At 55.6% G+C, this 11,524-nt stretch carries 13 protein-coding genes; 2 read left to right on the forward strand and 11 right to left on the reverse strand.

The genetic code is table 11. The features are described from left to right. Window positions 1-8: 8 nt before the first annotated feature. From DPV68_RS05035 to bshB1, 10 genes are all read right to left on the reverse strand, one after another. Complete coding sequence (locus DPV68_RS05035; protein WP_114165709.1) at window positions 9-488, reverse strand: hypothetical protein; 480 nt, start codon at window positions 486-488, stop codon at window positions 9-11. Next, window positions 485-670 carry a YpmA family protein gene (locus DPV68_RS05040; protein ID WP_016509977.1) on the reverse strand — a complete coding sequence of 62 codons (186 nt, stop codon included), beginning with the start codon at window positions 668-670 and terminating at the stop codon, window positions 485-487. The genes DPV68_RS05035 and DPV68_RS05040 overlap by 4 nt, the downstream gene beginning before the upstream one ends. A 65-nt stretch (window positions 671-735) precedes the next feature. Then, on the reverse strand, window positions 736-3,555 hold the full coding sequence (gene dinG, locus DPV68_RS05045) for an ATP-dependent DNA helicase DinG (protein ID WP_255418299.1): 2,820 nt from the start codon (window positions 3,553-3,555) through the stop codon (window positions 736-738). Between the two features lie 98 nt (window positions 3,556-3,653). Then, window positions 3,654-4,037, reverse strand: a complete 384-nt coding sequence (gene panD, locus DPV68_RS05050; RefSeq protein ID WP_021067221.1) for an aspartate 1-decarboxylase — start codon at window positions 4,035-4,037, stop codon at window positions 3,654-3,656. 5 nt (window positions 4,038-4,042) lie between these two features. After that, window positions 4,043-4,873: a pantoate--beta-alanine ligase gene (panC, locus tag DPV68_RS05055; protein ID WP_114165711.1), complete on the reverse strand. Its 831-nt coding sequence runs from the start codon at window positions 4,871-4,873 to the stop codon at window positions 4,043-4,045. After that, window positions 4,870-5,706, reverse strand: coding sequence for a 3-methyl-2-oxobutanoate hydroxymethyltransferase (gene panB / locus DPV68_RS05060; RefSeq protein WP_114165712.1), 837 nt, complete (start codon window positions 5,704-5,706; stop codon window positions 4,870-4,872). The genes panC and panB overlap by 4 nt, the downstream gene beginning before the upstream one ends. Window positions 5,707-5,924: 218 nt before the next feature. Then, window positions 5,925-6,887 (reverse strand): biotin--[acetyl-CoA-carboxylase] ligase, encoded by a 963-nt coding sequence (locus DPV68_RS05065; protein WP_114165713.1) that lies wholly within the window; start codon window positions 6,885-6,887, stop codon window positions 5,925-5,927. Next, on the reverse strand, window positions 6,860-7,999 hold the full coding sequence (locus DPV68_RS05070; RefSeq protein WP_114165714.1) for a CCA tRNA nucleotidyltransferase: 1,140 nt from the start codon (window positions 7,997-7,999) through the stop codon (window positions 6,860-6,862). The genes DPV68_RS05065 and DPV68_RS05070 overlap by 28 nt, the downstream gene beginning before the upstream one ends. Then, a complete protein-coding gene (bshA, locus tag DPV68_RS05075; protein WP_114165715.1) occupies window positions 7,996-9,117 on the reverse strand; it encodes an N-acetyl-alpha-D-glucosaminyl L-malate synthase BshA in 1,122 nt (373 codons plus the stop codon). Before bshA ends, DPV68_RS05070 begins: the two co-directional genes overlap by 4 nt. After that, complete coding sequence (gene bshB1 / locus DPV68_RS05080) at window positions 9,114-9,797, reverse strand: bacillithiol biosynthesis deacetylase BshB1 (RefSeq protein ID WP_114165716.1); 684 nt, start codon at window positions 9,795-9,797, stop codon at window positions 9,114-9,116. The genes bshA and bshB1 overlap by 4 nt, the downstream gene beginning before the upstream one ends. Window positions 9,798-9,908: 111 nt before the next feature. Here bshB1 and DPV68_RS05085 point away from each other — a divergent pair, with 111 nt between their 5' ends. Both DPV68_RS05085 and DPV68_RS05090 read left to right on the forward strand, forming a co-directional pair. Continuing rightward, complete coding sequence (locus tag DPV68_RS05085; protein ID WP_114165717.1) at window positions 9,909-10,784, forward strand: YitT family protein; 876 nt, start codon at window positions 9,909-9,911, stop codon at window positions 10,782-10,784. Window positions 10,785-10,891: 107 nt separating this feature from the next. After that, a complete protein-coding gene (locus DPV68_RS05090) occupies window positions 10,892-11,224 on the forward strand; it encodes a hypothetical protein (RefSeq protein ID WP_114165718.1) in 333 nt (110 codons plus the stop codon). 129 nt (window positions 11,225-11,353) lie between these two features. Here DPV68_RS05090 and DPV68_RS05095 read toward each other — a convergent pair. Further along, window positions 11,354-11,524, reverse strand: a 171-nt coding sequence (locus DPV68_RS05095; protein WP_198662242.1) for a GreA/GreB family elongation factor, incomplete at its 5' end; no start/stop codon positions are given.

Here is an 11,524-nt window from a genome sequence, read left to right on the forward strand (position 1 = left end):
TAGTTTCGTCAAGGCGAGTCCGTCAATTGGACCCGTCGAATGAATTCGCCCGCTTGGAGCGTATAGTACGAGTACGTATAAGACGTGCCCGCTTTTGTCACGACCTCAATCAATGCCCGTTCGTCAAAGCCGAATTTACAGCTGACGAGCGTCCCGCCGGTCTCTGCGACCGAGTCGGCACAGACTTGTTCAGAATCGACCGTTGCGATGTCCCGTGTCTCGATTGGCAATTTGTCATCGACCGGCACGAACTGGACCCGATCCGTCTCCTCGAAGACGACGTACGGTTCCGTCCCGTTAAACAGTTCGGCCCGTTTTATCGAGACGGACGGCTGCTCGTCAACGAGTCGCTCTCGGGCTTCCTCGATCATGTTCTCTTTCATCCGCTCAGTGTGGCCGACCGTGAACCAATAAATGCCACTAAATACGATGACGACACCGATGAGTGCCGTCATGAACGCAATCACTACTTTTGTCTTCCGTGTCATTCCGTCCGATAGATGGTGAACACCATCTCTTCTTTCTTCGGATCATTCACTTTTTTCTCTAAAGCAAGACCGAACATCAAATCTTGGCTCTTCAACGTGCGATTCAACAAGTCGACGATTTTGTATACATCTGCCGTCGGCTCGATTCGAACGGTCGCGAGCGTCTCAATATTCGAATTCATGATTACTCCTCCTTCAAAAACACTATACCCATTATTATAAAGCGATAATTTCACGATGCCTAGCGTTATCTCTGATTTCCTAGCCCTGTCTTCTCTTTCTCGTCTAAAAACAGCTCCAGTTCGGCGAGTGCGGTCTCGAGCGAACCGTCGATTCGGTCGACCGCCGGCAAACTGTTGATGAACTGCTTCCCGTAACGGGTCGTCTCGACGCGACGGTCGAACACGAAGATGGCACCGTAATCCTCTTTCGAACGAATCAGGCGACCGACCCCTTGTTTGAAGCGGATGACCGCTTGCGGAAGTGACAGCTCAAAGAACGACGATTTACCGGTCGCCTCGATCTTTTCAGACCGAGCCTGCATGACCGGCTGATCGGGTGGCGCGAACGGGAGCCGGACGATGATCAGGCAAGTGAGCGCCTCGCCCGGAATGTCGACCCCTTCCCAGAAGCTTGCTGTCCCGAACAAAATTGACTGGTCGATCCGCTTGAACTGTTTCGTCAAGCGGCTACGCGAGCCGCCGCTGACACCTTGGGCGAGGAGCGTGTACGCCTCATCCAATTGGTCTTTGACGGCCTCGTGCGTCAAACGCAACAGTTCGTTCGACGTGAACAAGACGAGCATCCGTCCTTTCGTCACGTTGGCGATTTGGGCAATCGAGTCAGCGATCTGTTCGACGAACCGCGGCAACGGAACTTCGTTGATGAGCGGGATATCGGACGGGACGAACAGTTTCGCTTGCTTTTTGAAATCAAACGGTGACGCCAAGACGACGCGGCGCACGTTCTCCCCATCGAGTCCGAGACGACGTTCGATGAAGCCGAATCGTCCTGAGACGGTCATCGTCGCCGACGTCAGAATGGTTGGGCGCTTGGCGAACAGTCGTTCATGCAAGAGCGGTCCGATCTCGACAGGCTGGGTGTACACTGAGGTCAACTTGCGATTGGCCAGATTGAGCTCGACCCAACTGACGGCATCGTCATCCCGCGTGAGCATCGTCTCGTAGAGCACGCTCTCGATATCACGTACGTCGCCGAGGAACGCCTTCAAATCACTGAGCACGGCCCGTTGTTTGAACGTCATATGTTCTTTATGCTCATCGAGAAGACGGTGCAGTTGCCGAAGCGTCGTCCGCAACGTGCGCAGACGGTCTTCGAGCCGTTTCGCCACTTCGCGGATTGGTCGGAACGGCTCTCCTTCCCGCTCGAAGCGGACGGTCTGCCGCTGCTCACGCTTCTTACCGAGTGACTGGAGCGCCGTGAGCAAATCGTTCAGTTCATCGTCGACGCGGGCGAGCGCTTGATCGGTCGCCTTGCTGAACGCCTCCGCTTCTTCCGCGACGGCCGTCAAATCGGCGAGCCCGAGCACGCGTGAATGGAACTTGCCGTCGGCACCGTAGCCGAACCATTTGAACAGGCGGTCAAATTGAATCGCGTCGAATGTCACACCGAAGTGATGCGACGCGACTTCTTCGACTTGATGCGCCTCATCTAAAACGAGCGGCGTATCGGTCGGTAGAATCCCGGCTTGATGTTGTAAATCAGAGAACAATAAGGCGTGGTTTGTCACGATGATGTCGGCCTCTTTCGAGCGCAAGACGGCCCGGGTGAAGAAGTCTCGGCTATACCACGGGTCAAAGCGACCGAAGTCCGAGGCTGCGTCGGCCTGGATCAGCCGTTTGAACGAGGCCGGCCCTTGTGACGCCGCGCCGGGCAATGACAACTCTTCCAAGTCGCCTGTCTCCGTCTCGGTCAACCAGACGAGGACCATCGCCTTGCACATCGCCGGGAGCAGCCCATCATTCGTTTCTTCGAGAATCATCTCGAACTTGCGGAGGTCGATGTAGTTGCGTCTTCCTTTTAAGAGCGTGAACTCGATTTCAGGGAAAATCGCTTTTAAGATTGGTAAGTCTCGATTCAACAGCTGTTCTTGCAACTGAATCGTATGTGTGCTGACGACGACCGGGCGCTTCGTCTCGAGGGCGTGATGGGCGCTCGGAATCAAATACGCCAACGTCTTTCCGGTCCCTGTCCCCGCCTCGATTAACAGCGTCGCCTCGTCATCGAGCGCCTTATAAACGTGACGCATCATCTCGAACTGGCTTTGCCGTGGCTCGAATTGACCAAACAGTGCCGGGAGCGTCTCTTCAATCGTCCGGTGAAGGAACGGCTCGAACGGCTCGCGTTCGACGGCGGGTTCGAACGTGTCGACGAGACGTCTCAGTGCGATTTTCCGATGAATATCGTACGTCGTCTCGTCATCGGCCCGAATCCCGACTTGAATGATCAAATCGTCGAGCAGCGGCTCGACGTTGCTCATCCACAACTCGGACAACCGCCGCAATTGTTTCAGCGTGACGAGCGGTAACGCGCGCAACCGCTCGACCAAGCGAACGAATAGTTCAGCCGTTGCCTCGGCGTCGCTGAGCGCGCGGTGCGCGTCGGTGTGCACGAGGTCAAACGTCTCGGCGAGCGATTCGAGCGCATGGCTCTCGAGCGTCGGGTATAGGATCCGGGCCAGTTCGACCGTATCGATCGCTCGCCCTTGGAACGGCAAGTACCCGGCTTGCTCGAGGCTTTCATTCAAAAAATTCAAATCAAAAGACACGTTGTGGGCAACAAAAATCCGCCCATCTAGCATCTTCCATATATCCGGGATCACTTCCTCAAACGTCGGGGCTTCCGCCACATCTTGATTCGTGATCGTCGTCAACTGCGTGATAAAAGGCGGGATCGGGCGACTCGGGCGTATCAAGGTACTGTAGCGCTCAATCACTTCACTCCCTTGAACGACCACCGCCGCAAATTCAATCAGTTCGTCGCCGGACTTGACGGAATGACCAGTCGTCTCCAAATCCACTATCACATAGGTGTCCATAACATCCATCCCATCTTCGGCACGCTCGTGCTTTCTGTCTGTCTCATCTTACCATAGAACGATACACGAAAAAACGGGGATGCCTCTATCGGCCATCCCCGCTCGTGTCATAGAATCGTATGCGCGATTTCTTCATAAAGAAGTTGATCGATCTCGTTCCGTTCGTTCAAGACGGCGACTTTCGGACGATGCTGTTTCGCTTCCTCGGCCGTCATCTGGCCGTACGCCATGATAATGACGACGTCTCCGACTTGGAAGTGACGGGCCGCAGCCCCGTTCAGACAGACGACACCTGAACCTCGCTCGCCCTTGATGACGTACGTCTCGATGCGAGCCCCGTTATGGTTGTTCGTAATGTGGACATGCTCGTTCTCCATGATGCCGACCGCATCCATCAGGTCTTCATCGATCGTGATCGAGCCGACGTAATGCAAGTTCGCCTCGGTGACGGTCGCTTTGTGTAGTTTCGCGTGCATAAATGTTCGAATCATTGGATTCATCCTCTCTTCCAAATCACATTATCAATCAAGCGGGCCCGTTCGAACTGCACCGCTACGGCAATCAATAGTTCGGTCGACGCGGAGGTCACCTCGGTCAACGTCGGATAGTCTTTGATCTCGACATAGTCGATCGTACTGTTCGGGATGTTCTTCAAGCGGTCCTCGAGATGTGCTTTCACGTCTTGAATCGCCTCACCTTGCGCGAGAGCGTCTCGTGCCTCGGTCAAAGCACGGTTGATGTCACTCGCATCCGATGTCTCTGTCTCCGACAAATAGACGTTCCGGGACGACTTGGCGAGACCTGATTCTTCACGGATAATCGGACAGCGCCGAATCACGACCGGGACGAAATAGTCTCGGACGTATCCTTCGATCAAGGCGACTTGTTGCGCATCTTTCAACCCGAAATAAGCGCGCGTCGGACGGACGAGATTAAACAGTTTCGAGACGACAGTCAAGACGCCATCAAAATGACCGGGTCGGCTCGCCCCGCATAGGACGTCTGCGCCGGTACGTACCGTGACGCGTGCCATATCGAGCGGATACATCGTCTCCGTGTTCGGGTAGAACAAGACGTCGACACCCGCCTCACGAGCGAGCGTCTCGTCCCGCTCGAAATCACGCGGATAGCGGTCAAGGTCTTCGTTCGGACCAAACTGGGTCGGGTTGACGAAGATACTCATGACGACGAAATCATTCTCTGACTTGGCCGCCTCGACGAGACTGAGGTGCCCTTCATGCAAATAACCCATCGTCGGGACAAACCCAATCGTCCCGGCGTCAGTTAACAGTTGCTGTAAGGCATGTGGTGTTGTGACGATGTTCATGCCTTACCCCCGTAGAGCGTGTCGAGCAGCGACTCATCCATCGTGAACGTATGTCGTTCGAGTGGGAACGAGCCGTCTTTCGTCGCCTGGACATAATTCCGGATCGCCGTCGTCGCCACTTCGTTCACGTCGGCGTACGCCTCGACGAACTTCGGCAGACGGTCGACGCCATATTTCAAAATATCGTGATAGACGAGCACTTGACCGTCCACGTCGGCGCCGGCACCGATACCGATGACCGGGATTGTAAGTGCTTCGGCAATCTTTTTGGCCAATTGATGCGGCACACACTCGAGAACGAGCATCTTTGCCCCGACCCGTTCCGCTTCGAGGCTGTCCGCGATCAGCTGTTCGGCATCCTCGAGCGATTTGCCTTGCACTTTATACCCTTCGAGCACACCGACCGATTGCGGTGTAAGACCGAGGTGGGCCACACACGGCATACCGACTTTCGTCAGACGCTCGATCGTCTCAAGCACCTTGCCAGCCCCTTCGAGCTTGATGGCGTCGGCATGTCCGTCTTGGAACAACAACGCGGCTGCTTGAAGCGTGCGGTCGAAATCACCATGATATGTCGCGAACGGCATGTCGACGACGACAAACGTGTCCCGTGCCCCGCGGCGTACGGCCTTGGCGTGATGGACCATGTCCGAAGTCGTCACTGGAATCGTCGAGTCGTAACCGAGCACGACCATCCCGAGCGAGTCGCCGACCAAAATGATATCGACGCCTGCCGCCTCGGCCAGCTTTGCCGACGGATAGTCGTAGGCCGTCAACATGACCAATTTCTCTTCTTGCTTCATCTTCTTCAATAACGCAGTCATCGTGTGCATATGATTCTCCTCCTAAATGTGGAGACAGGTTACAAAAAACGCCTTCCTACGCGAATGGTAAGAAGGCGCACGAAAGCGATCTCAAGTAGTTGAGTGTCCTTCTGTCCCTGTCAAAATGATCAAGGCAGACAAAATATAAAGTGACGGTCTGCAGTTCCGGTACACTTCGTTAGCGATAGCGTCCGGCACATTCATTATAGACCACGAACGCGTTTCCATCAATCATTCCAAACCGCGATTTCAGCTGAGTAGATTGGCACGACCAGCCCTTCCTGTTCCAACAGAAGCGCCCCTTCATCTGAAATCCCGCGCATCGTTCCAATCCGTTGCTTACCTGACGCGGTCAACGTGACCGGCTCGTCCACATAGGCGGCGTGTTCGAGCCAATGATCGCGCACAGGGCCGAACCCGGACACGAGGAACAGGTCGTATTCCGTCTCGAGCTCGGCGAGCAAGTTGGCAAGCAGTTCGCTTCGACGATACGTCTGTGTCAGTTCAAGTTTGATCGACGTCGCACGATGGGCGAGCTCGTCCGGGATGACGTCACTATTGACGTTTAATCCGAAACCGAGGATGACGGCTTGTATCCGGTCTCCTTCCGTCTGCATCTCGGTCAAAATCCCACCGATTTTCTTCCCGTTGAGCAACAAGTCGTTCGGCCATTTGATTGTGGCCGGGATGCCTTGAGCATGCAGGGCGCGCGCGAACGCGCTCGCCGCCATGAGCGTCAGCTTTGAGGCGTCGCGAATCGGCAAAGCCGGGCGCAAGATGAGGCTCGCCGCGATATTGACGTGGCTCGGGTTATACCAGTTCCTGCCGAGTTGTCCTCGCCCGGCCGTCTGTTCCTCGCTGATGACGAGTGTCCCTTCCGGAGCGTCTTTTTGCGCCAGCTCATGGGCGATGCGTTGGGTCGTGTCGATTTGCTCGAACGCATGGACCACCTGCCCGAACCGGCCTTTCCGGAACGACACGAACGCCGGTTCATCGAGTCGGTCGGTCTGACCAGATAATTGATACCCTTTACGGGGGATCGTCTCGATTGCGTACCCATCTTGCTTTAACGTTTCGATATGCTTCCAAATAGCGGTACGTGAAATATTCAATCGACGGGCCAATTCTTGACCGCTCCAGACCGCCCCGTCCTGCAACAGATTTAAGACTTTTCCGCGTGTCGAAGCCATCGGTCGGCCTCCTTTCGTAACGGTTCCGGCTCGTTGGCGAGCTTTCTCTCGAGAACAAGTCGCTCGACATGGGCGAGCAACTGTTTGATGAGCGCGCCCCGGGCCCCGATTTGGAGCGCGTCACGGCCGTCGAAGCGAAGCTCCCGGCGCGATTGGATCGCCAACTGCCGTTTCAACTGTTCAGCCGTCTCAGTCCGACCCGACATGTCGAGATACGTCGCCAGCGTCTCGGTCTTCGTCTCGTAAATCGTGAACGTATCGAGGCCGGTCGTGAACAATCGGGCGAGCACGCCCGCCTCCCGTTTCAGCGCGTTCGAACGTTTCCACGGCGTCAACCAATCGGTCGTAGCGGCATGATGGACGAACAACGCCCAGCCCCCGACCGGATTGATCGGGGTCCGCTTGTCAGCGATGACGCGGCGGATGAGCGTCTCTGTGACGTTCGGCAAGTATTGGTGAATCCCGAGGTCGACGAGCGCAGCAAGTGCCTTCCGGTAAGCCGGTCCCATCATCAGTTTCTCGAATTCGATGGCGATCCGTTCCATCGCGATATCCTGCAGTTTATGGCCGAGCGTGCGTGAGGCGCGCTGCACGTCGTCGTCGAGCCTGAAATCGAGCTGGGCCATGAAGCGGAACGCCCGCATGATACGGAGCGCGTCCTCATTGAATCGTTCGTACGGGCTGCCGACGGTCCGGATGACACGTGCTTCAAGGTCCATTCGACCGCCGAACAAGTCGACGACGTTGCCGTCGTGGAACGCCATCGCGTTCATCGTGAAGTCGCGCCGTTTCATATCTTCCTCGAGCGAGACGCCGAGCGAGACGTGGTCGGGCCGTCTCGAATCCGAGTACGTCCCTTCCGAACGGAACGTCGTCACTTCGAACGGGTGATGGTCGAGGATGACCGTCACCGTGCCGTGGTCAATCCCGGTCGGTACCGATTTCGGGAACAAGCGCATGACTTCGTCTGGAAAGAGCGATGTCGCGATATCGATATCATCCGGCAGTGTGCCGAGCATATAGTCGCGGACGGCGCCCCCGACAATATACGCCTCCCCGCCATGGACGTTGATCCTCTCGATGATTCGTTTGGCGTATTCCCATTCTGTCATCGGCCCACCACCTGTTCATACAGCGCTTCATAAGCCGTGACGATATCGGCCGAAGCGAACTGTTTGGCCCGCTCGAGCCCGCTCTTACGGAAACGTGCATGCAGTTCCCCGTCGAGCAAGATTGCCTCGAGCGCTTTCGTTGCGGCGATTGCATCTCCGCGTTTGACGACGAATCCTTCCACCCCGTCCGTGATGACTTCCGGCAATCCGCCCGCATCGCTGACGACCGACGGGACACCTGTCGCCATCGCCTCGAGGGCGACGAGACCGAACGCCTCTTTGTCTGACAATAGGATATGAACGTCGCTGATGGACAGAAGTGCCGCGACTTGCTCTTGTTTCCCGGCGAAGATGACTTGCTCTTCAAGCCCCATCTCGCTCACGAGGCGGCGCATCGCTCCCATGAGCGGACCATCGCCGACGAGGAGCAGCTTCTTGTGCGGCACGTTCATCTGCTGGAACGCCTCGAGCACGAGATCGATTCGCTTCACTGGGCGGAAGTTCGAGATATGGATGACGACCCGGTCCTGTTCGGTCAACCCGTATCGCTCCCGCAGCGATGTGTCGGCCTGCGGCTGATAGACGGCCTCGTCGATAAAGTTATGGATGACGTCGATTGACAAGTCGGACCCGATCCGCTCGAGCGTCTCGCATTTCAAGCTGTTCGAGACGGCCGTAATCGCGTTCGATTGGCGCAATCCGTACAAGATGGCCGGCTTCAATTCCTCATCTTCCCCGAGCACGGTAATGTCAGTTCCATGGAGCGTCGACACGATTGGCGTCTTCGTCCCGGCCATCTCGCGTCCGAGGGCGGCACAGACGGCGTGCGGCACTGCGTAGTGGGCATGGATGACATCAAGACCGAACGCCTGGATGACGCTTGCAATCTTCGACGCGAGCGTCATGTCGTAAGGCGGATAACGGAACACAGAATACTGATTGATCTCGACTTGGTGGAACGTGATGTTCGGATGATACGCGTTCAATCGGAACGGCATGCTTGACGTGATGAAATGCACGTCATGCCCCCGGTCGGCGAGTTTCATGCCAAGCTCGGTGGCGAGAATGCCCGACCCCCCGACCGACGGATAACAGAGGACCCCGATGCGTAGTCTCATGTGAGATCACCTGCCTTCGCGACGACGTATGGACGGGTCGTCATCAACCCTTCCGCATACGCGGTCCCGATTAAACTGCCGAAATGACGTTCACGGGCCAACACCCGCTCGAGATAGGCGTCCGTGAGTGGTGTCGCCACTCCGTCGACCGGTGTGAACTGACTGGCATAGGCCTGTAAAGCGTTTAGTTTATGCTCGATTGTCCCCGTGACGTCGATGCAGACGTCCGGTGTCGTATGGGCGTTGATCATGTATTGGTAGACGCTTGAAGGTCGATACGCCGGGACATCGGGCATAAATTTATGGATCCCGGCGTTAAAGAGCGCCTCCTCGACGAGTCGGGCGCAAGCGCCGTGGTCAGGATGGCGGTCGATGCCGTATGGATAGAGGACGTGCGTCGGACGTTCGGTCCGAATCAACCGGACAATCGCCTCGAGTTGTGTGGCGTCCCCGGTCAAACCACGGTCCGGGAAACCGAGATTGATGCGGCGGATACCGAGCACCCGATTGGCCGCTTCGGCTTCGAGCCCGCGTGTGACGACGTCCCCGTTCGAAGACAGCTCCGCTCTCGTCAAATCGACGTATAAGACGTCGACCCCGGCCTCGGTCCATTGGGCGGTCATGCCGGCGATGCCGATTTCGATATCGTCCGGATGGGCCCCAATTGCTACTATTTTCATAAAATCACCTCTTCTGTGAAAAGTATATCGGACTCATCGCGGAATGTCATATGTGGAGGGTAGTCAATCGAGAGGTTTTTCGAGTACGCTACTAGGTGGGAGGTGAACCAAATGACGGTACAATTACCGATCCGGTTTCGCAATATATTCTTTATTTTAATTGGTTCTTTTATTTTCGCGTTCGGCGTCTATCATTTCAACGTCCAGAACAATTTGGCGGAAGGCGGATTCACGGGCATCACGTTGATTCTGCGTGGTTTGTTCGATTGGTCGCCGTCAATCACGAACTTGGCGCTCAACATCCCGCTCTTCTTCGTCAGCTATAAGCTGCTCGGGCGGACGACGTTCATTTACACGCTCATCGGGACGTTCAGCTTCTCACTCTGGTACGCCCTCATCGCCAAGTATTCGAACCTCGTCATCGATTTGACGGACGACATGGTGCTCGCGAGTCTGTTCGCCGGTCTCTTCATCGGGGTCGGGCTCGGCATCATCTTTAATAACGGCGGCACGACCGGAGGCGTCGACATCATCGCACGGCTCGTCCAACGCTATGTCGGCTGGTCGATCGGCAAGACGTTCCTCGTGTTCGACTTTTTCGTCATCGTCCTCAGTTTGACGTATCTCGATATTCGCGAGGCGATGTATACGCTCCTCGCCGTCTATATCGGTGCCCGCGTCATCGACTCGATGCAGGAAGGGACATATGCCGGGAAGGCCGCCATGATCATCAGCGACCATCGCACGGCCATCGCCGACGGCATCCACGCCACAATGAACCGCGGGACGACCCGTCTTCTCGCCAAAGGCGGCTATTCGAATAAGGAACTTGAAGTCCTCTACGTCGTCGTCGGTCGGAACGAAGTCAACCGGTTGAAGACGATCGTCAAACAGATCGACCCGCACGCTTTCGTCACGTTCCACCACGTTTATGAAGTCGGCGGTGAAGGCTTCACGTTCGATGAGAACCGTGTACCACTGAAATAAAGTAATGTAGATTGTTCGTTCATCTGAGTTGCTTCGATTCGTATCCAAATCGTGAGCCAGGGACCAGTCGATTAAAACAACTCGCATTGTTTCAAGGAGGCTACATTGTGGAGAATCGTTTTTGTTCAGCGTTGTCAAACAGGCATCTCTTGACCATTTCGCTGGTGATTCTTTTGACTTCAGCATGCATGGCGTACCTGTTTGGGAATTCTTCTATCGTTTCCGTTACTGAGAGGACGACCATTGTTGCAAAGAATCGGTCTGAGACAGGACAATGGATCATTCTTGCAAATGAGAAAAAAATAGATGTGGTTGATTTCAGTACGTGGGCTTTACTTGAAGAAAATGAGGAGTACACGGTGTCTTACGAGTCAAAGGAAGCATCGACTAAGTATGTTTTGACCAACGTCGTTCCAAGCGATTATAACGGGCAATTTTGACGTTGCTCTGATTGCACTCGTCATGAGACAAAATACGAGTATGATAAAACAGGCCACTAGAAGCAGCTTAATCGCTTCCAGTGGCCTGTTTTTGAGTAAACGGTCGTAGACTCGGGTTGGGTCTAACCATTATTTGTCGATCCGGACAATCTCAAAGTCGAGTGGGCCACCCGGTGAATCGATTGTGACGGATTGACCGACGGTAGCTCCAATCAAACCGCTGCCGAGCGGTGACGTCGCGGAGATCGACCCGTTTGCCAAATCGGCCTCGAGCTCACCGACGAGACGGTACGTCTCGTC

The sequence above is a fragment of the Exiguobacterium sp. TNDT2 genome (genome assembly GCF_003331145.1).
Taxonomy (GTDB): Bacteria; Bacillota; Bacilli; order Exiguobacteriales; family Exiguobacteriaceae; genus Exiguobacterium.